This is a genomic window from Pseudomonas sp. B19125 (assembly GCF_044218855.1).
In the GTDB taxonomy this organism is placed as follows: Bacteria; Pseudomonadota; Gammaproteobacteria; order Pseudomonadales; family Pseudomonadaceae; genus Aquipseudomonas; species Aquipseudomonas edaphica.
This window is the reverse complement of sequence record NZ_CP162589.1, coordinates 433,286-453,957: the sequence shown is the minus strand read 5'-3', so window position 1 is coordinate 453,957 and position 20,672 is coordinate 433,286. Positions and strand designations below refer to the sequence as shown.

Genomic DNA, 20,672 nt, shown 5'->3' with positions numbered 1-20,672 from the left:
GGCCGCTAATGCACATCAATGAGGCAGGGAGCATGGGGGTTCTCGGCGGGCTACCTCATGCAGTCAACTCGGTGTAATTCGACTCGCCGCCACCTGTCGCGCCCGACAACCAGCCCCAAACAAAGCTCAAGGTTGTGCGCCCTGACGCGTCGACACCCACTGTACCTCTCGACCACCCGGCAAGTAGTTGCTCGTCCACTGTCACACAGTGAAAAAGCAGCTCAAAGGTGTTGTGACCTGTCACCTGTCCGACCTGCGCTCCCAAACGAATCCGACCGCCTTCGTAAGTACTCGAAATAACGCCATCTTCGACCAGGTAATGAAATACCGTACCGACACCGGACAGTCCTTGCGCGTTGTTCGCCACCGCAAATCGGCGATTGTGCAAGCGTGCGTGTACGATTGTAGAGAGGCTTTGCATAAACGGGCGTCCTTGAGTTGGCGGCTCCAGCATGTAAAAAGGGGCTATTGAAATAGCCCCTTCCGATACGCCAGCAGCGCTTACTCCACCGTCACCGACTTCGCCAGGTTACGCGGCTGGTCAACGTCAGTGCCCTTGAGCACAGCAACGTAATACGACAGCAGCTGCAACGGGATGGTGTAGAGGATCGGCGACAGGGTGTCGTGGATGTGCGGCATGTTGATCACGTGGGTGCCTTCGCCATTGGTCATGCCAGCCTTTTCGTCGGCAAACACGATCAACTGGCCGCCACGCGCGCGTACTTCCTGCAGGTTGGATTTGAGCTTTTCCAGCAGTTCGTTGTTCGGCGCGACGGTGACCACCGGCATGTCGTCATCCACCAGGGCCAAGGGGCCGTGTTTGAGTTCGCCGGCCGGGTAGGCTTCGGCGTGGATGTACGAGATTTCCTTGAGCTTGAGTGAGCCTTCCATCGCTACCGGGTATTGCGCGCCACGGCCGAGGAACAGGGTGTGGTTTTTGTCGGCGAACAGTTCGGCGACTTTTTCCACGGTGCTGTCCATGGCCAGGGCTTCGCCCAGACGGGCCGGCAGGCGGCGCAGTTCTTCAACCAATGTGGCTTCGACGCCTTCGGCGAGGGTGCCGCGCACCTGGCCCAGGGACAGGGTCAGCAGCAACAGGCCAACGAGTTGGGTGGTAAAGGCTTTGGTGGACGCCACGCCGATTTCGCGACCGGCCTGGGTCAACAGGGTCAGGTCGGACTCGCGCACCAGCGAGCTGATGCTGACGTTGCAGATTGCCAGGCTGCCAAGGAAGCCGAGTTCTTTGGCATTACGCAGCGCGGCCAGGGTGTCAGCCGTTTCGCCGGACTGGGAGATGGTCACGAACAGGGTGTCGGGCTGCACCACCACCTTGCGGTAGCGGAACTCGCTGGCGACTTCGACCTGGCACGGGATGCCGGCCAGTTCTTCGAGCCAGTAACGGGCAACCATACCGGCGTGGTAGCTGGTGCCGCAGGCGACGATCTGCACATTGCGCACTTTGGCGAACAGCTCGGCGGCTTGTGGGCCGAAGGCGTTGACCAGCACTTGGTTCTGGCTCAGGCGGCCTTCCAGGGTGCGTTGCACCACAGACGGTTGCTCGTGGATTTCCTTGAGCATGAAGTGGCGGAATTCGCCTTTATCAGCGGCCTCGGCACCGTCGCGGTATTGCACAGCTTCGCGCTCGACCGGCACGCCGTTGACGTCCCAGATCTGCACACTTTCACGGCGAATATCGGCGATATCACCTTCTTCCAGGTACATGAAGCGGTCAGTCACTTGGCGCAGGGCCAGTTGGTCGGAGGCAAGGAAGTTTTCGCCCAGGCCCAGGCCAATCACCAACGGGCTGCCACTGCGCGCAGCCACCACGCGGTCGGGTTGGCTGGCGCAGACCACGGCCAGGCCGTAGGCGCCGTGCAGTTCCTTGACGGTGGCTTTGAGCGCGACAGTCAGGTCGCCGAGGTCCTTGAGCTTGTGGTTGAGCAGATGGGCGATGACTTCGGTGTCGGTGTCCGAGGTGAACTCGTAGCCCAGGCCCTTGAGCTGTTCGCGCAGCACTTCGTGGTTTTCGATAATGCCGTTGTGCACCACGGCCAGGTCGCCGGAGAAATGCGGGTGAGCGTTACGTTCGCACGGTGCACCGTGGGTGGCCCAACGGGTGTGGGCGATACCCAGACGACCCACCAGCGGCTCGCCGAGCAAAGCTTGTTCCAGCTCGCTGACTTTGCCTGGGCGGCGCATGCGCTCGAGCTTGCCGGCGTTGGTAAATACGGCTACACCGGCGCTGTCATAGCCGCGGTATTCCAGACGTTTGAGGCCTTCAAGCAGGATGGCGGTGACGTTGCGTTCAGCGACTGCGCCTACAATTCCACACATGGTGTATCTCCTAGATGATTGCCGCGCATATCAGCGTAATGCCGCGGGCTTGGATCTGGTCGCGGGCCTCAAGCGGCAGGCGATCATCGGTAATAAGGGTATGGACGCTGCTCCAGGGCAGCTCCAGGTTGGGGATCTTGCGGCCGATCTTGTCGGATTCGACCATCACCACCACTTCACGGGCGACGTCGGCCATTACACGGCTCAGGCCCAGCAGTTCGTTGAAGGTGGTGGTGCCACGTTCCAGATCGATGCCGTCGGCGCCGATAAACAACTGATCAAAATCATAGGAACGCAGCACTTGTTCGGCGACCTGGCCCTGGAATGAATCCGAATGCGGGTCCCAGGTGCCGCCGGTCATCAATAACACCGGCTCATGTTCCAGCTCGCTCAGCGCGCGGGCCACGTGCAGGGAGTTGGTCATCACCACCAGGCCCGGCTGGTGGCCGAGCTCCGGGATCATGGCGGCGGTGGTGCTGCCGCTGTCGATGATGATGCGCGCGTGTTCACGCAAGCGCATGACGGCCGCCCGGGCGATGGCGCGCTTGTACGCCGAGATGGGCTGGGCGGCATCACCGACCAGCTCTTGGGGCATGGTGATCGCGCCACCGTAGCGGCGCAGCAGCAGGCCATTGCTTTCGAGGGCGGCGAGGTCCTTGCGGATGGTCACTTCCGACGTTTCGAAACGTTTGGCCAATTCGTCCACGCTGACTTCGCCCTGTTCATTGAGCAGGGTCAGAATGTTGTGGCGTCGTTGGGGTGTATTTCGTTTCGACATGGTAGTGATAAGTTTCGTTTCGAAAGATAACGAAGACAATCAAAACCTATTGGCGAAAGATCGTCAAGCGGCAAGCTGTAATTTTTACGCTGATTTTTACTAACACCACTCAACCAATGTGGGAGCTGCCTTGCCTGCGATGGCGGAGTGTCAGGCAACATTCATCGTGAATGCCAGACCGCTATCGCAGGCAAGCCAGCTCCCACAGGAGATAGCATTAGCTGGTGAGGTTGTGGATAACTCAGGTCTTTTTGATTTTGACCGGGCGTTTCCAGCCGTCGATGTTGCGCTGGCGGGCGCGGGCAACAGCCAGTTGGGACTTATCCACATCCTGGTTGATGGTCGAACCTGCCGCAGTGTTTGAACCATCCCCAATGGTGACCGGCGCAATCAGCGAGTTGTTGGAGCCGATAAATACATCCTCACCAATGGTGGTCTGGTACTTGTTGGCGCCATCGTAGTTGCAGGTGATCGCACCGGCGCCGATGTTGCTGCGCGCGCCGATCACCGCATCGCCGAGGTAGGCCAAGTGACCGGCCTTGGCGTCGTCGCCCATTTTCGCGTTCTTGAGTTCAACGAAGTTGCCGACGTGCGCACGGGCACCCAGCACACTGCCCGGACGAAGGCGCGCAAACGGACCGGCATCACTACCCTCGCCCATCACTGCACCCTCAAGATGGCTGTTGGCCTTGACCACCACGCCTTTGCGCAAGGTGCTGTCCTTGATTACGCAGTTAGGGCCAATTACCACGTTATCTTCGATGATCACACGACCCTCGAGGATTACGTTGATGTCGATCAGCACGTCGCGGCCCACGCTGACTTCACCGCGCACGTCGAAACGCGCCGGATCACGCAGGGTTACGCCCTGGGCCATCAGGCGGCGACCTTCACGCAGTTGGTAGTGGCGCTCAAGCTCGGCAAGCTGCTTGCGGTCGTTGGCGCCCTGCACTTCCATCGGGTCATGGGGCTGCTCGGTGGCAACCAGCAGGCCGTCACTGACGGCCATCTCAATGACGTCGGTGAGGTAGTACTCGCCCTGGGCATTGTTGTTGGACAAGCGGCTCATCCAGTCCGCCAGCATGTTGGCCGGCACGGCGAGAATGCCGGTGTTGCCTTCAGTTATCGCGCGTTGGGCTTCGCTGGCGTCTTTGTGCTCGACGATGGCCGCAACCTTGCCGCTCGCATCGCGCACGATGCGGCCGTAGCCGGTTGGGTCATCCAGCTCAACGGTGAGCAGGCCCACCTGGCCAGGTACCACTTGCTTGAGCAGGCGTTGCAGGGTTTCGACTTCGATCAGCGGTACGTCGCCGTAGAGGATCAGTACGGTGTCGCCGCTGATGAACGGTACGGCCTGCGCAGTCGCGTGGCCGGTGCCCAGTTGTTTGTCCTGCAACACGAAATTCAGGTCATCCGCGGCCAGGCGTTCACGCACCACGTCGGCGCCGTGGCCGATCACCACGTGAATACGCTGGGGGTCCAGTTGCCGGGCGCTATGGATAACATGACCGAGCATGGAATTGCCTGCGACCGGATGCAGAACCTTGGGCAGAGCCGAACGCATGCGGGTGCCCTGGCCTGCGGCGAGAATGACGATTTCAAGAGACATGAATGGCTACCAATCCTGGGCGGTCCGACTTCAGACCAGAGAAGTGTTTTGCTGAAAAAGAAAAAGGGTAGCCGAGGCTACCCTTTTTAATCAATCGCGCTAGAAGTATTGCGGCTAGGCCGCTTACTTCTTGCGGATCTGCTGGAGCGTGCGCAGCTGGGCTGCAGCCTCGGCCAGACGTACAGCAGCAGCGCTGTAGTCGAAGTCCGCACCCTTTTCGTTCAGGGCCTTCTCGGCAGCCTTGACGGCTTCCTGAGCGGAGGCTTCATCCAGGTCGCCAGCACGTTGCACGGTGTCGGCAAGTACCTTGACCATGTTCGGCTGAACCTCGAGGAAACCGCCGGAGATGTAAAACACCTCACGTTCCCCGCCTTGCTTGGTCAGAGTGATCGGACCTGGCTTCAAGCTGGTGATCAACGGTGCGTGACCCATGGCGATACCAAGATCACCCAGATCGCCGTGTGCAATCACCATTTCTACCAGACCGGAGAAGATTTCCCCTTCCGCGCTGACGATATCGCAATGGACTGTCATAGCCATCTGATTGCCTCAACCTGATGAGCGCCCGTTTCCGGGCGCCGAGATTACAGTTTCTTGGCTTTCTCGATCGCTTCTTCGATGCCGCCGACCATGTAGAACGCTTGTTCTGGCAGGTGGTCGTAGTCACCGTTGAGGATGCCTTTGAAGCCAGCAATGGTGTCTTTCAGGGAAACGTATTTACCCGAAGCACCGGTGAAGACTTCAGCCACGAAGAACGGCTGCGACAAGAAACGCTGGATCTTACGAGCACGGTTTACCAACTGCTTGTCGGCTTCCGACAGCTCGTCCATACCCAGGATCGCAATGATGTCCTTCAGTTCTTTGTAACGCTGCAGCACGTACTGAACGCCGCGAGCGGTGTCGTAGTGCTCCTGGCCGATCACGTTCGGGTCCAGCTGGCGCGAAGTCGAGTCGAGTGGATCGACCGCTGGGTAGATACCCAGGGAAGCGATGTCACGGGACAGAACGACGGTGGCGTCCAAGTGGGCGAAGGTGGTCGCAGGCGACGGGTCAGTCAAGTCATCCGCAGGTACGTATACCGCTTGGATCGAGGTGATCGAACCTTCTTTGGTCGAAGTGATACGTTCTTGCAGAACGCCCATCTCTTCGGCCAGGGTCGGCTGGTAACCTACTGCGGAAGGCATACGACCCAGCAGTGCGGATACTTCAGTACCGGCCAAGGTGTAACGGTAGATGTTGTCGACGAACAGCAGAACGTCGTTACCTTCGTCACGGAACTTCTCGGCCATGGTCAGGCCGGTCAGTGCTACGCGCAGACGGTTACCCGGCGGCTCGTTCATCTGACCGTAAACCAGTGCCACTTTGTCCAGAACGTTGGAGTCCTTCATCTCGTGGTAGAAGTCGTTACCCTCACGAGTACGCTCACCCACACCGGCGAACACGGAATAACCGCTGTGCTCGATGGCGATGTTACGGATCAGTTCCATCATGTTTACGGTTTTGCCTACACCGGCACCACCGAACAGACCGACTTTACCGCCTTTGGCGAACGGGCAAACCAGGTCGATAACCTTGATACCGGTTTCGAGCAGATCGTTGCCGCCAGCTTGTTCGGCGAACGAAGGTGCTGGACGGTGAATGCCCCAGCGCTCTTCGGTGTCGATCGGGCCAGCTTCGTCAATCGGGTTGCCCAGTACGTCCATGATCCGGCCCAGGGTCGCTTTACCGACCGGTACGGAAATGGCAGCGCCAGTGTCGACAACGTCCAGACCGCGCTTCAAGCCTTCGGTGGAACCCATCGCAATGGTACGAACCACGCCGTCGCCCAGCTGCTGCTGAACTTCCAGGGTGGTTTCCGCGCCTTGTACTTTCAGCGCGTTGTAGATGCTCGGTACGCTGTCGCGTGGGAATTCCACGTCGATAACGGCGCCGATGATTTGAACGATACGTCCGCTACTCATAGCTGGATCCTCTGAATATTTGAACCGTTAAACCGCGGCAGCGCCGCCGACGATTTCCGAGATCTCTTGGGTGATCGCAGCCTGACGCGCCTTGTTGTAGATCAGCTGCAAATCGCTGATCAGATCACCGGCGTTATCGGTAGCGTTTTTCATCGCGATCATCCGCGCCGCTTGTTCAGCTGCGTTGTTCTCGACCACCGCCTGGTACACCTGCGACTCCACGTAGCGCACCATCAAGCCGTCAAGCAGCTCTTTGGCGTCTGGTTCGTAGAGGTAGTCCCAGTGGTGCTTGAGTTCCTGATCCGGAGTCGCCACCAGTGGAATCAATTGCTCCACGGTTGGCTGCTGGGTCATGGTGTTGATGAACTTGTTGGATACCACGGACAGGCGGTCAATCCGGCCTTCCAGGTACGCATCCAGCATCACCTTCACACTGCCGATCAAATCATTGATCGACGGCTCTTCACCCAGGTGGCTGATAGCTGCAACGACGTTACCGCCGAAGTTGCGGAAAAAGGCCGCACCCTTGCTACCAACTACACACAGATCGATCTCGACGCCCTTTTCGCGGTTTACCGCCATGTCCTTGACCAGGGCCTTGAACAGGTTGGTATTCAGACCACCGCACAAACCACGGTCACTGCTCACTACCACATAACCCACACGCTTAACTTCGCGGTCGATCATGAACGGGTGGCGGTATTCCGGGTTGGCGTTAGCCAAATGCCCAATTACCTGGCGGATACGCTCCGCATAAGGACGGCTAGCAGCCATGCGCATTTGTGCCTTGCGCATTTTGCTGACCGCCACTTTTTCCATGGCGCTGGTAATCTTTTGCGTGCTTTTGATGCTCGCAATCTTACTGCGAATCTCTTTTGCGCCTGCCATGTAACACCTATCAGGTTAGCAAGCGGGAGCCTTGCGGCTCCCGCTGCGGCTTACCAGGTTTGGGTGGCCTTGAACTTCTCGATACCGGCTTTCATGCCAGCGTCGATTTCGTCATTGAAGTCACCCTTCACGTTGATCTTGGCCAACAAGTCGGCGTGATCGCGGTTGAAGTAAGCAATCAGCGCTTGTTCAAAGCTGCCGACCTTGGTGATTTCGACGTCAGTCAGGAACCCACGCTCAGCGGCATACAGCGACAACGCCATGTCAGCGATCGACATTGGGGCGTATTGCTTCTGCTTCATCAGCTCGGTAACGCGCTGACCATGCTCAAGTTGCTTACGGGTCGCTTCGTCCAGGTCAGAAGCGAACTGGGCGAATGCCGCCAGTTCACGGTACTGAGCCAGAGCGGTACGGATACCACCGGAGAGCTTCTTGATGATCTTGGTCTGAGCGGCACCACCCACACGGGATACCGAAACACCGGCGTTCACAGCAGGACGGATCCCGGAGTTGAACATGGCCGATTCCAGGAAGATCTGACCGTCGGTGATGGAAATCACGTTGGTCGGAACGAACGCGGAAACGTCGCCAGCCTGGGTTTCGATGATCGGCAGTGCGGTCAGGGAACCGGTTTTGCCGGTCACTGCGCCGTTGGTGAACTTCTCTACGTATTCTTCCGAAACGCGGGATGCGCGCTCCAGCAGACGGGAGTGGAGATAGAACACGTCGCCTGGGTAAGCTTCACGGCCTGGTGGACGGCGCAGCAGCAGGGAAATCTGGCGGTAAGCCACTGCTTGCTTGGACAGATCGTCATAAACGATCAGCGCGTCTTCACCGCGGTCGCGGAAGAATTCACCCATGGTGCAACCGGAGTACGGTGCCAGGAATTGCAGCGCAGGAGATTCCGAAGCACTGGCAGCCACGATGATCGTGTTGGCCAGGGCGCCGTTTTCTTCCAGCTTGCGAACCACGTTGGCGATGGTCGATTGCTTCTGACCAATGGCTACGTAGACGCAGAAAATGCCGCTGTCTTTCTGGTTGATGATCGCGTCGATCGCCAGAGCGGTTTTACCGATCTGACGGTCACCGATGATCAGCTCACGCTGGCCACGGCCGACTGGGATCATGGCATCGACAGCCTTGTAGCCAGTCTGTACAGGCTGGTCTACCGACTTACGCCAGATCACGCCTGGAGCAACTTTCTCGACCGCGTCGGTCTCGGTGTTGCCCAGTGGACCTTTACCGTCAACAGGGTTACCCAGTGCGTCGACTACGCGACCCAGCAGTTCCTTACCAACCGGAACTTCCAGGATGCGGCCTGTGCACTTGGCGCTCATGCCTTCAGCCAGACTGGTGTACGCGCCCAATACAACGGCACCTACGGAGTCTTGCTCCAGGTTGAGGGCCATACCGTAGACGCCGCCCGGAAACTCGATCATCTCGCCGTACATGACGTCGGCCAGACCGTGAATCCGCACGATGCCGTCAGATACGCTGACGACAGTGCCTTCGTTACGGGCTTGGGAGGTCACATCGAGCTTGTCGATGCGGCCCTTGATAATTTCACTTATTTCGGAAGGATTGAGTTGCTGCATTGCTCTGCTGCCCCTTCAAACTCAAGATTTCAATGCTTCGGCAAGTTTCGCGATTTTGCCGCGAATCGAGCCATCGATAACCAGGTCGCCGGCACGGATAACAACACCACCAATCAGGGATGCGTCCTCCGAAGCTTGCAGGCGCACTTCCCGATTGAGTCGTGCACTGAGAACCTTGGCGAGTTTGTCTTGCTGTTCTTGGTTCAATGCAAAAGCACTGGTCACTTCAACGTCTACCGATTTCTCTTCTTCGGCCTTGTACAGGTCGAACAGAGCGGCGATCTCCGGCAAAAGCGGGAGACGGTCGTTTTCGGCAACGACGTGGATGAAGTTCTGTACCTTCACATCAAACTTGTCGCCGCACACTTCAATAAAAGTGGCGGCCTTGTCTGCGCTCGTCAGTCGCGGGGCCTTGAGCACGCGCTGCATGGTGTCGTCTTGCGACACTGCTGCAGCCAGGCCGAGCATGGCTGACCAAGAGGCCAGCTGCTGGTGGGCCTGGGCGTGCTCGAAGGCTGCCTTAGCGTAAGGTCGGGCCAACGTGGTCAATTCTGCCATGATCGCCCTCGCTTAGATTTCAGCAGCCAGTTTGTTAACCAGCTCCGCGTGCGCGTTTTGATCGATTGTGGCACCCAGGATCTTCTCAGCACCGCCGACGGCCAGAGCACCCAGTTGGGCACGCAGCGCATCTTTGACACTGTTCAATTCCTGCTCGATCTCGGCCTGAGCCTGAACCTTCACACGGTCAGCGTCGATACGGGCTTTTTCAACAGCCTCTTCAACAATCTGATTACCGCGTTTCTTGGCTTGCTCAATGATTTCAGCTGCCTGTGCCTTAGCATCGCGCAGTTGATGGCCCGCTTTCTCTTGGGCCAACTCCAGGTCGCGAGCTGCACGGGTGGCAGCGTCCAGTCCATCCGCGATCTTCTTCTGACGTTCGTGCAAAGCTGCGATGACCGGAGGCCATACGAACTTCATGCAGAAAACGACAAAAATCAAGAACGCTAAGGACTGACCAATAATGGTTGCATTAATGTTCACGCCAATACCTCGCTCGTTCGTTGCACAACACACCAATCACTCGAAAAAACGAGTGATTAACCGGCGAGTTGACCAACGAAGGGGTTCGCGAAGGTGAAGAACAGAGCGATACCAACACCGATCATGGTCACGGCGTCGAGCAGACCGGCAACGATGAACATTTTAACCTGCAGCATTGGGACCATTTCTGGCTGACGCGCTGCGCCTTCCAAGAACTTGCCGCCCAGCAGGCCGAAACCAATGGCAGTACCCAGGGCGCCCAGGCCGATCAACAGTGCAACAGCGATAGCGGTTAGACCAACTACAGTTTCCATCTTTCCTCCCGACTTTTACGTCGTATGGTTTAGGTTTTTTAGATTTTAAAGCGGTAAAACAAATCGTTTCATAGCCCTGGTGGGCCACCTTCCCGTTTCACCGGGAAGGACATCAGACTAGTCGAGACCGGTCTTAATGGTTCTCTTCGTGCGCCATCGACAGGTAGACGATGGTCAGCATCATGAAGATGAAGGCCTGCAGGGTGATGATCAGGATGTGGAACACAGCCCACGCCCACTGCAGAACAATGCCCAGGCCGCTAAGCCAGAGCAGACCACTGCCGAACATCACAGCGATCAGAATGAACACCAGCTCGCCGGCATACATGTTGCCGAACAGTCGCAGAGCCAGGGAGATAGGCTTGGCGATCAGGGTGACGAATTCCAGCAGGAAGTTCACCGGGATCAGCAGGGCTTGAACGAAAATGTTCTTGCTGCCGAACGGGTGCAGGGTCAGTTCGCCGATGAAGCCGCCGATGCCCTTGATCTTGATGCTGTAGAAAATGATCAACGCAAATACCGACAAGGCCATGCCCAGGGTAGCGTTAGGGTCAGTGGTCGATACGGCACGGAATGGAATATGCGGATCGCCGCTGATCGCCATGGCGAGCTGAGGAATCCAGTCAACCGGGATCAGGTCGACGGCGTTCATCAGGAACACCCAGACGAAGATGGTCAGTGCCAGCGGTGCAATCACCGGGCTACGGCCATGGAAGCTGTCTTTCACGCTGCCATCGACGAATTCGACCAATACTTCAACGAAGTTCTGCAACGCACCTGGCTGACCGGAAGTCGCCTTTTTTGCCGCCATGCGGAAAATCAGAACGAAGATCAGACCCAATGCGACCGACCAGCCCAGAGTATCCAGGTGGAAAGCCCAGAAACCCATTTCTTTGGCTTCTGCTGCGGTGTGGGCGAAGCCCCAGCCGCCGTTGGGAAGCTGACCGAAGGTCAGGTTCTGCAAGTGGTGCTGGATATAGCCCGAAGCGGTTGTTTCTGCCATGGTTGCCTCAAACGCCCTAAGGTTTCGAAAGTCTTGTTTTCATTAGCAGGGGAGCGAACCAGCTGACCAGTTGGGTCAACACGAAGACGCCGAATACAGCCAGCGGCGCCAATGGCTTCACACCTGCAAAGGTCAGTGCAAACAGCACTGCCGTCAAAATCAGTTTCCCCGCCTCGCCGGCATAAAATGACCGGACGATAGCCTGGGCTGCTCGGGCGCCGGAAAACCGAAAGGCCCTGTGAGCAAAATACATATTGGGCAGCAAGGCTATCAGGCCTCCGCAGAGTCCTGAATATCCGGCTACGACTCCATGCCAGTACCAAAGCGCCAACGCGGCGATCAGTAGAATGACAAATTGAGCCAATAAAACCGGGAAAACGGCCAAGCGATGGAACGGCAACGTGTTTGGCGTGCGGGTTTCCATCACTTTTGCTCCTCAATGGTCGGCTGCCGAGAATCAATAACTTGGCATAATTTGTGCCGACAAAATGCGCGCAGAGTATAGGGGCGGTTCAGCCCCTATTCAACTGTCGGGTAGTGTTTTCCGATCGCGCGCTACATAAGCAAATGTTTCAGCGGATGTGGGCAAGGACGCCCTGAAGCTCGTCAAGCGAGTTATATCCGATAACCAATTGCCCTTTGCCCTTCTTGCCGTGGCGAATTTGTACCGCAGAGCCCAGCCGCTCGGCCAGGCGCTGCTCGAGGCGTGCGATATCCGGATCAGGTTTGGCGGTTTCGACCGGTGCAGGTTTGCCGCTCAGCCACTGGCGAACCAGCGCCTCAGTCTGACGCACCGTGAGCCCTCGTGCGACAACGTGTCGCGCCCCTTCAACCTGTTGATTTTCCGGCAAACCGAGCAAAGCACGGGCATGACCCATTTCCAGGTCGCCGTGGGACAACATGGTCTTGATGACTTCCGGCAACGCGATCAGACGCAGCAAGTTGGACACCGTGACGCGGGATTTACCCACCGCGTCGGCCACTTGTTGCTGGGTCAGCTGGAATTCCTGCTGCAAACGCTGCAACGCGATCGCTTCTTCAACCGGGTTGAGGTCTTCACGCTGGATGTTTTCGATCAACGCCATGGCGATGGCGGTTTCATCCGGTACATCGCGCACCATCGCCGGGATGGTTTCCTTTCCGGCCTGCTGGCTTGCGCGCCAGCGGCGTTCGCCGGCGATGATTTCAAACCGACCGCCGCCGATCGGGCGCACCACAATCGGCTGCATCACGCCCTGGGCCTTGATCGAGTTGGCCAGTTCTTCCAGCGCCTGGGGGTCCATATCGCGGCGTGGCTGGTATTTGCCGCGCTGGATCAAGTCCAGCGGCAAATGTTGCAGCTCGCGCTCGTCGGCCTGTACCGCTTGTTCTTCAAGCGAAGTGACAGTCGGACCACTCAACAGTGCATCCAGTCCACGTCCGAGACCTCGTTTCTTGACGGCCATGGGGATTCCTTAAGTTGGCTGGGCTGCAGCGGTGCGTGAGTTGCGGCGTTGACGGCGAACCATCTCGCCGGCCAGTGCCAGGTAGGCAATGGCGCCACGCGATGATTTGTCGTACGCCAGCGCGGGCATGCCGTAGCTTGGCGCTTCGGCCAGGCGGATGTTGCGTGGGATCACGGTGTCGTACAACTGATCACCAAAGTGTTCCTTGAGCTGCGCCGACACATCGTTCATCAGGCTCAGGCGCGGATCGAACATCGTACGCAGCAGACCCTCGATCTGCAGGTTCGGGTTCAGCAGCTCAGCGATTCGCTTGATGTTATCCACAAGGTCGCTCAAGCCTTCCAGTGCGTAATACTCGCACTGCATGGGGATAATCACCCCATCGGCGGCAACCAATGCGTTGAGCGTGAGCATCGACAGCGACGGTGGGCAGTCGATCAAAATGTAATCGTAATTCTCGCGGATCGGCGCCAAGGCGCTGCGCAGACGGCTTTCTTTCATCTGCATTTCGAGCAGCACCACTTCCGCCGCGGTCAAATCGCGGTTGGCCGGCAGCAGTTGATAACCACCGTGCTCGGAGTAGTGCATGGCCTGGGCCAGGTCACACTCGCCGATCAGCAAGTCGTAGACCGAATTTTCCAGGCCGTGTTTATCCACACCGCTACCCATGGTGGCGTTGCCCTGTGGATCGAGATCGATCAACAGCACCCGACGCTTGGTGGCGACCAGGGATGCTGCGAGGTTGATGCAGGTGGTGGTTTTGCCCACGCCACCTTTCTGGTTCGCTATCGCGAATACCTTAGCCATTCTTGCTTGTGTTCCCAATCATGCCGTGCGGCGCAGTATCAGCAGATGGCGTTGGCCTTGGCAACCGGGTACGGCCAAGGCGTGTTCGCTATCGAGGTGGAAGTCTGTCGGCAATGCTAACAGCTCGTCGCTTGGATGAACGCCCTTCATTGCCAGCCAGCGGGTGTCGCGGTCGCCCAGGTGGCGAGTCCAATTGCTGAAGTTCTCCATGCTGCTGAATGCCCGGGAAACAATTCCATTGAAAGGCAGTTCAGGTGTGAACTCTTCGACCCGACTGTGGATAACTTGCAGGTTTTCCAGCTTGAGCTCGAGTTTTACCTGGGTCAGGAAGCGGGTTTTCTTGCCGTTGCTGTCCAGGCACGTCACTTGCGACTCGGGAAACAGGATCGCCAGCGGAATGCCTGGCATCCCACCGCCACTGCCCACGTCAAGCCAACGGCCGTTTTCGATAAACGGCATCACGCTCAAACTGTCGAGCAAATGACGCGAAACCATTTCGTCGGGGTTACGCACCGCAGTCAGGTTGTAAGCCTTGTTCCATTTGATCAACAGGGCCAGGTAGCCGAGCAGTAATTCGTGCTGGGCTGCAGTCAGGTCCACGCCTAACTGGCGCGCACCTGTGGATAATTCTTCGGCGTGTTGCGAGGTGACCAACGAACTCAAGCGCTTTGCTCCAACTGACGGCCCGCGCCGCGTTTTTTCAAATGAATCATCAACAGCGAAATCGCTGCCGGAGTGACGCCGGGAATACGTGAAGCCTGACCAAGAGTCTCCGGCCGAGTTATCCCCAGCTTGCTTTGGATTTCTTTCGACAACCCCGAAATCCCGGTGTAATCGATATCCACAGGCAGCTTGGTGTCTTCACTGGCGCGCAGGCGAGCGATCTCATCCTGCTGGCGGTCAATGTAACCGGCGTATTTGGTCTTGATCTCGACCTGCTCGGCAACCTGTGGGTCTTCTGCGCCCTGGCCTGTCACTTCGACCAAGCCAGCGTAGTCGATTTCCGGACGGGACAGCAGGTTCAGCAGGTTGTATTCGTGGGTCAGCGGCGTACCGAATTTTTCCGCAATCGCATCGCCCTGCTCGGTGCCTGGGCGAACCCAGGTACTTTTCAGACGTTGCTCTTCGAGCGTGATGCTTTCGCGTTTTTTGCAGAAGGCTGCCCAACGCGCGTCATCGACCAGGCCCAGCTCGCGACCTTTTTCGGTCAGGCGCAGGTCGGCGTTGTCTTCGCGCAGGATCAAACGGTATTCCGCCCGGGACGTGAACATCCGATACGGTTCCTGGGTGCCCAGGGTAATCAGGTCATCGACCAATACGCCGATGTACGCTTCATCGCGACGCGGGCACCAGCTGTCTTTGCCCTGCGCGCGCAGTGCTGCGTTGGTCCCGGCCAGCAAACCTTGGGCGCCGGCTTCTTCGTAACCGGTGGTGCCATTGATTTGGCCAGCGAAAAACAGACCGGCAATGACTTTGGTTTCGAGGCTGTACTTCAGATCACGCGGGTCGAAGTAGTCGTACTCGATGGCGTAGCCCGGACGCACGATGTGGGCGTTTTCCATGCCGCGAATCGACTGCACGATCTGAATTTGCACGTCGAACGGCAAGGACGTGGAAATCCCGTTCGGGTACAGCTCATGGGTGGTCAAGCCTTCGGGCTCGATGAAGACCTGGTGGCTTTCCTTGTCGGCAAAGCGATGGATCTTGTCTTCGATCGAAGGGCAATAACGCGGGCCAATGCCTTCAATCACCCCGGAATACATCGGCGAACGGTCGAGGTTCGCGGCAATGATCTCGTGGGTGCGGGCGTTGGTGTGCGTAATCCAGCAGCTCACCTGTTTCGGGTGCTGCTCTTTGGAACCCATGAACGACATGACCGGGATTGGCGTATCACCGGCTTGTTCGGTCATCACCGAGAAATCCACAGAACGCCCGTCGATACGCGGCGGGGTACCTGTTTTCAAGCGACCGACTCGCAGTGGTAACTCGCGCAGGCGTTTTGCCAGGGCAATCGATGGCGGATCACCGGCGCGACCGCCGGAATAGTTCTGCATACCGATGTGGATAAGTCCGCCCAGGAATGTGCCGGTGGTCAACACCACGGATTCTGCGAAGAAACGCAGGCCCATCTGGGTGACAACGCCCTTCACCACGTCCTGTTCGACGATCAGGTCATCGGCAGCCTGTTGAAATATCCACAGGTTCGGCTGGTTTTCCAGGGTTTCACGTACCGCAGCCTTGTACAGGATGCGGTCTGCCTGTGCCCGAGTAGCACGTACGGCCGGGCCTTTGCGGCTGTTGAGCACGCGAAATTGAATACCACCTTTGTCGGTAGCCATGGCCATGACACCGCCAAGGGCATCAATTTCTTTAACCAGATGGCTTTTGCCGATCCCACCGATGGCGGGGTTGCAACTCATGGCACCGAGGGTTTCCACGTTGTGCGTCAACAACAGGGTTTTAACGCCCATGCGTGCTGACGCCAGTGCTGCCTCGGTACCGGCATGACCGCCGCCGATGACGATCACTTCAAAACGGGAAGGGAAATCCACCACGCACCTCGTGCCTGCTTATGTAGGTAATCAGGAATTGTTTGTTGAAAGAGTTTTAGAGCTATGGCGGCAAGTATAGGGACTTAGCCCTTCCTAAAGAACCCTTTGCACAAAATTTAACCAGCTGTGGATGAATCACAGACAATAGAAATTAAAAAAGAAGAAATTTATAAGATCTTTGTTTTTATGTTTATTTCTACTGAGCCTACTTTCTGTGGATAAATCTCTACAAGCCTCTATTTACGTCGTGTACAGAGATTCAAAAGTCTGTGGTCATGTGCCAATGAGGCCCTTGGATAAGTGCTTTAAGCCTGTGGATTAAAGGGGTGGTTATCCACAGAGGGGGTTTTGCTCAGGTTTCAAGCCCTGTTATCAACTGGGCACAGGTGCGGTTATTCACAGGGCTTAATCCACAGAAAATGGCTTGCATGGCCAAATCTCGCCCACGCAAAAGCCACCTGCCTTTTAGGTAATGAGTCAAAAATGGGAATTGAATGCCCTGAGGCGGGCGAAACAGGCAGGCGCGAATGGCCTGCCTGTGGACAACGAAGGGTTATTTACCGATGCAGAAGCTGGAAAAGATCCTTCCGAGCAGATCATCCGAGCTGAAAGCGCCGGTAATCTCACCCAACAGCTGCTGCGCCTGGCGTAAATCCTCAGCCAGCAGCTCGCCAGCCCCCGCCAAGGTCAACTGAGCCCGACCGTGCTCCAACGCCGCGCTGGCATGGCGCAGCGCTTCCAGGTGCCTGCGGCGTGCGCTGAAGCTGCTTTCGGAGGTCTGCTCATAGCCCATGCAGGCTTTGAGGTGGTCGCGCAGCAATTCCAACCCATCGCCCGCTGACTTTGCGCTCAGGCTGATGGTCACGTGGCCATCATCGCTGGTCTCCATGGCAATGGCTTCACCAGTCAAATCGGCCTTGTTGCGGATCAAGGTGACTTTGGCCGGGTCTGGCCGTTGCTCGAGAAATTCCGGCCACAGGGCAAAAGGATCCGCAGCCTCTGGCGCAGTGGCATCCACCACCAGCAATACGCGGTCCGCTTCACTGATCGCCTTGAGCGCCCGTTCCACGCCGATCTTTTCCACCTGGTCTTCGGTATCGCGCAAGCCGGCGGTGTCGACCACGTGCAGCGGCATACCATCGATGTGGATATGTTCGCGCAAGATGTCCCGGGTGGTGCCGGCAATTTCGGTGACGATCGCGGCTTCTCGGCCAGCCAGCGCATTGAGCAGGCTGGACTTGCCGGCATTGGGTCGCCCGGCAATCACTACCGTCATGCCGTCACGCAGCAAAGCACCCTGCCCGGCCTCGCGCAGTACGGTGGATAACTCGTCGCGAACTTTATCCAGCATCGCCAGGACGTGGCCATCAGCGAGGAAGTCGATTTCTTCCTCTGGGAAGTCAATCGCAGCCTCGACGTAGATGCGCAGACTGATCAACTGTTCGGTCAAGTTATGCACACGCAGGGAAAAAGCGCCCTGCAGTGAGCGCAACGCATTGCGCGCCGCCTGTGCAGAACTGGCCTCGATCAAATCGGCAATCGCCTCGGCCTGGGCCAGGTCCAGTTTGTCGTTAAGGAATGCCCGCTCGCTGAATTCGCCTGGGCGCGCCAGACGGCAGCCCAATTGCAGGCAACGCTGCAGCAACATATCCAGCACTACCGGGCCACCATGGCCCTGCAGTTCCAGCACATCTTCGCCGGTGAACGAGTTAGGGCCGGGGAAATACAGCGCCAGCCCCTCATCCAATACCGTTTCATCAGCATCCAGGAACGGCCCGTAATGGGCATATCGGGGTTTCAACTCACGGCCGCTGATGGCCTGGGCCGCCACGCTGGCCAGCGGCCCGGAAATTCTAACGATACCAACACCGCCGCGACCTTGAGCGGTAGCGACAGCAGCGATGGTTTCACGAGGAGCGCTCATCAGCAGGTTCCAGAACAAAAGTGACAGAAAGCAAAACGCCCCACTAGGGGGCGTCTTGAGTGGTTATCCACAGAGTAAATTACGCCGCAGCTTTTTTGGTAGCCGCTTCGATTTTACGTGTGATGTACCACTGTTGAGAGATCGACAACACGTTGTTGACCACCCAGTACAGCACCAGACCGGCTGGGAACCACAGGAAGAAGAAGGTGAAGATGATTGGCATCATCTTCATGACCTTGGCCTGCATCGGGTCCGGCGGAGTCGGGTTCAGACGCTGCTGGATAAACATGGTCGCGCCCATGATGATCGGCAGAATAAAGAACGGGTCTTTAATCGACAGGTCAGTTATCCACAGAATGAACGGTGCCTGGCGCATTTCGACGCTTTCCAGGAGAACCCAGTACAGCGACAGGAATACCGGCATCTGCACCAGAATCGGCAAGCAACCACCCAGCGGGTTGATCTTCTCTTTCTTGTACAGCTCCATCATGGCCTGCGACATTTTCTGCCGGTCGTCACCATGTTGCTCTTTCAGAGCGGCCAGTTTCGGCGCAACGGCACGCATGCGCGCCATCGACTTATAGCTGGCTGCCGACAGAGGGAAGAAAATCCCTTTGATCAGCATGGTCAGGAAGATGATCGAGAAGCCCCAGTTACCCACAATGCTGTGGATATGTTGCAGCAGCCAGAAAATAGGCTGGGCAATGAACCACAGAATGCCGTAATCCACAGTCAGTTCCAGACCTGGGGACAACTCTTTGAGCACAGCCTGGCTTTTCGGGCCGGCGTACAGGGTAGTGCTGGTTTCAGCCTTGGCACCTGGAGCGACGGTCAACGCCGGGCCAGTAAAACCAATGATGTAGTTGCCTTGGCTGTCTTTGCGGGTTTGAACCAGGTTGGCTTCACCCTTGTTCGGGATCCATGCGGTCACGAAGTAGTGTTGCAACCAGGCAACCCAGCCACCTTGGACGGTTTCTTTCAGCGCGCCCTTGTCGATATCTTTCATCGACACTTTTTTGTACGGCTCGCTACTTGTCCACAGGGCGGCGCCCAGGTAAGTCGCAGTGCCGGTGGCGGTGCTGGAAGAAGGATCGGCGCTGTTGTCACGCTTGAGCTGGGCAAACAGGTTGCCCGTCCATGGCTTGGCGCTTTCGTTGTCGATCAGGTAAGTGACCTTCAAGTCGTACAAACCACGGGTGAAGCTGAAACGCTTGATGTAGTTGACGCCGTCGAGGCTGAATTTCAGGTCGACATTCAACTGGTTCTGGCCATCAGCCAGTTGATAAGTCTTCTGTTCGGTCGAATAAACCGGACGACCGGTAGCACGAGCATCAGGACCGTCAGTGCCGGTCAGGCCGCTTTGCGCCAGATAAGTACGTTCACCACCGTTATCGAACAGTTGGAACGGAACATCTGGATGGTCTTGGCGACGTGGATACAGCGGCAGTTTCAACTGCGCGATATCACCACCTTGTGGGTCGATAGCCAGGTCGAGCACATCCGTTTTCACGTGGATGAGGTCTTTATTGGTGACCACTGGCGTTTCTAGAGGGGCGCTTGTCTCGCCATTCGCGCTGGGAACATCGGCACTCGCGGACGCATTGTTACCCAGCGGGGTGTCCGGAATAGCCGGCGCAGCCTGATTGGTAGCAACATTCTGAGTCGGCAGGGCAGCCTGGCCGTAGTCCTGGTTCCACTTAAGAACCATGACGTAGGACACGATTGCCAGGGCGACGATCAGGATCGTGCGTTTAATATCCATGATTACTCGGCCATCGAAGAAGAACGGGAGGTAGGGATAGGTGGAACCGGGTCGAAACCACCGGGATTCCACGGATGACAGCGGCCTAAACGACGAAAGGCCAGCCAGCCACCGCGCAGAAGACCATGATTTTCTATGGCCTCTAACGCGTAGCAGGAACAACTGGGGTAGAAACGACAGTGGTCGGCCATCAGAGGACTAATGGCATAACGGTAAAACTGGATCGGAACGAGTGCCAGTTTACGCATTGGTGCTGTCTACCCCTACAGTTTCGGTGCTGACTGCTGGTGCTGGCTTGTTGGTACGCGCCAAACGTTTCCAGAGCTTGCCGAAATGCTGAATCAATTCGGGGTTTTCTACATCCCCCAAGCCTTTGCGCGCGACGATAACAATATCCCAACCAACCAGAGTGTCCTGGTGGAGGCGAAACGATTCGCGCATCAGACGCTTGAGGCGATTGCGCTCAACGGAGAGCTTTACGCTCTTCTTGCCGATCACCAACCCGAGACGGGGGTGATCCAGATCGTTGTTACGCGCAAGGAGCAGGAGATTTTTCCCCGGAACCTTGCCGGTGGGGGAGTCAAAGACTGCCTTGAAATGCCGGGGGGTTAGCAGACGCTTTTCCCGACTGAAGTCCTGACTCACCACCAGTACCGGAT

At 57.4% G+C, this 20,672-nt stretch carries 21 protein-coding genes; all 21 read right to left on the bottom strand.

Annotated features, from left to right (window positions below):
- Positions 1-55: 55 nt before the first annotated feature.
- On the bottom strand, positions 56-421 hold the full coding sequence (locus AB4P96_RS01980; RefSeq protein WP_170036620.1) for a hypothetical protein: 366 nt from the start codon (positions 419-421) through the stop codon (positions 56-58).
- Positions 422-501: 80 nt separating this feature from the next.
- Positions 502-2,334 (bottom strand): glutamine--fructose-6-phosphate transaminase (isomerizing), encoded by a 1,833-nt coding sequence (gene glmS, locus AB4P96_RS01975; RefSeq protein ID WP_099550204.1) that lies wholly within the window; start codon positions 2,332-2,334, stop codon positions 502-504.
- Between the two features lie 10 nt (positions 2,335-2,344).
- Entirely contained in the window at positions 2,345-3,112 is a 768-nt protein-coding gene (locus tag AB4P96_RS01970; RefSeq protein WP_099550203.1) for a DeoR/GlpR family DNA-binding transcription regulator, read from the bottom strand.
- A 241-nt stretch (positions 3,113-3,353) separates the two neighbouring features.
- A complete protein-coding gene (gene glmU, locus AB4P96_RS01965) occupies positions 3,354-4,721 on the bottom strand; it encodes a bifunctional UDP-N-acetylglucosamine diphosphorylase/glucosamine-1-phosphate N-acetyltransferase GlmU (RefSeq protein ID WP_170040598.1) in 1,368 nt (455 codons plus the stop codon).
- Between the two features lie 123 nt (positions 4,722-4,844).
- Positions 4,845-5,261 carry a F0F1 ATP synthase subunit epsilon gene (locus tag AB4P96_RS01960; RefSeq protein ID WP_017135117.1) on the bottom strand — a complete coding sequence of 139 codons (417 nt, stop codon included), beginning with the start codon at positions 5,259-5,261 and terminating at the stop codon, positions 4,845-4,847.
- A gap of 44 nt (positions 5,262-5,305) precedes the next feature.
- The gene (atpD, locus tag AB4P96_RS01955) at positions 5,306-6,682 is read right to left on the bottom strand and encodes a F0F1 ATP synthase subunit beta (RefSeq protein ID WP_017135118.1); all 1,377 of its coding nucleotides are present in this window, start codon (positions 6,680-6,682) and stop codon (positions 5,306-5,308) included.
- Between the two features lie 27 nt (positions 6,683-6,709).
- Positions 6,710-7,570, bottom strand: coding sequence for a F0F1 ATP synthase subunit gamma (gene atpG, locus AB4P96_RS01950; RefSeq protein WP_010207685.1), 861 nt, complete (start codon positions 7,568-7,570; stop codon positions 6,710-6,712).
- Between the two features lie 50 nt (positions 7,571-7,620).
- A complete protein-coding gene (gene atpA, locus AB4P96_RS01945) occupies positions 7,621-9,165 on the bottom strand; it encodes a F0F1 ATP synthase subunit alpha (protein WP_017135120.1) in 1,545 nt (514 codons plus the stop codon).
- 21 nt (positions 9,166-9,186) lie between these two features.
- Positions 9,187-9,723: a F0F1 ATP synthase subunit delta gene (locus AB4P96_RS01940; RefSeq protein ID WP_017135121.1), complete on the bottom strand. Its 537-nt coding sequence runs from the start codon at positions 9,721-9,723 to the stop codon at positions 9,187-9,189.
- 12 nt (positions 9,724-9,735) lie between these two features.
- Positions 9,736-10,206: a F0F1 ATP synthase subunit B gene (locus AB4P96_RS01935; protein ID WP_017135122.1), complete on the bottom strand. Its 471-nt coding sequence runs from the start codon at positions 10,204-10,206 to the stop codon at positions 9,736-9,738.
- 56 nt (positions 10,207-10,262) lie between these two features.
- Entirely contained in the window at positions 10,263-10,520 is a 258-nt protein-coding gene (atpE, locus tag AB4P96_RS01930) for a F0F1 ATP synthase subunit C (RefSeq protein ID WP_002555987.1), read from the bottom strand.
- A 133-nt stretch (positions 10,521-10,653) separates the two neighbouring features.
- On the bottom strand, positions 10,654-11,523 hold the full coding sequence (gene atpB / locus AB4P96_RS01925) for a F0F1 ATP synthase subunit A (RefSeq protein ID WP_017135123.1): 870 nt from the start codon (positions 11,521-11,523) through the stop codon (positions 10,654-10,656).
- A gap of 16 nt (positions 11,524-11,539) precedes the next feature.
- Complete coding sequence (locus AB4P96_RS01920) at positions 11,540-11,947, bottom strand: F0F1 ATP synthase subunit I (protein WP_010565865.1); 408 nt, start codon at positions 11,945-11,947, stop codon at positions 11,540-11,542.
- Between the two features lie 148 nt (positions 11,948-12,095).
- Complete coding sequence (locus AB4P96_RS01915) at positions 12,096-12,968, bottom strand: ParB/RepB/Spo0J family partition protein (RefSeq protein ID WP_017135124.1); 873 nt, start codon at positions 12,966-12,968, stop codon at positions 12,096-12,098.
- A gap of 9 nt (positions 12,969-12,977) precedes the next feature.
- A complete protein-coding gene (locus tag AB4P96_RS01910) occupies positions 12,978-13,775 on the bottom strand; it encodes a ParA family protein (protein ID WP_016978715.1) in 798 nt (265 codons plus the stop codon).
- An 18-nt stretch (positions 13,776-13,793) separates the two neighbouring features.
- Positions 13,794-14,438 carry a 16S rRNA (guanine(527)-N(7))-methyltransferase RsmG gene (gene rsmG, locus AB4P96_RS01905; protein ID WP_017135125.1) on the bottom strand — a complete coding sequence of 215 codons (645 nt, stop codon included), beginning with the start codon at positions 14,436-14,438 and terminating at the stop codon, positions 13,794-13,796.
- Positions 14,435-16,327 (bottom strand): tRNA uridine-5-carboxymethylaminomethyl(34) synthesis enzyme MnmG, encoded by a 1,893-nt coding sequence (gene mnmG, locus AB4P96_RS01900; protein WP_099550201.1) that lies wholly within the window; start codon positions 16,325-16,327, stop codon positions 14,435-14,437. The genes rsmG and mnmG overlap by 4 nt, the downstream gene beginning before the upstream one ends.
- Positions 16,328-16,880: 553 nt before the next feature.
- Positions 16,881-18,251: a tRNA uridine-5-carboxymethylaminomethyl(34) synthesis GTPase MnmE gene (mnmE, locus tag AB4P96_RS01895; RefSeq protein ID WP_099550200.1), complete on the bottom strand. Its 1,371-nt coding sequence runs from the start codon at positions 18,249-18,251 to the stop codon at positions 16,881-16,883.
- Between the two features lie 79 nt (positions 18,252-18,330).
- Positions 18,331-20,013, bottom strand: a complete 1,683-nt coding sequence (yidC, locus tag AB4P96_RS01890; RefSeq protein WP_017135128.1) for a membrane protein insertase YidC — start codon at positions 20,011-20,013, stop codon at positions 18,331-18,333.
- A gap of 2 nt (positions 20,014-20,015) precedes the next feature.
- Positions 20,016-20,261 (bottom strand): membrane protein insertion efficiency factor YidD, encoded by a 246-nt coding sequence (gene yidD, locus AB4P96_RS01885; protein WP_073636650.1) that lies wholly within the window; start codon positions 20,259-20,261, stop codon positions 20,016-20,018.
- Complete coding sequence (gene rnpA, locus AB4P96_RS01880) at positions 20,254-20,658, bottom strand: ribonuclease P protein component (RefSeq protein WP_026013533.1); 405 nt, start codon at positions 20,656-20,658, stop codon at positions 20,254-20,256. Before rnpA ends, yidD begins: the two co-directional genes overlap by 8 nt.
- Positions 20,659-20,672 lie beyond the last annotated feature (14 nt).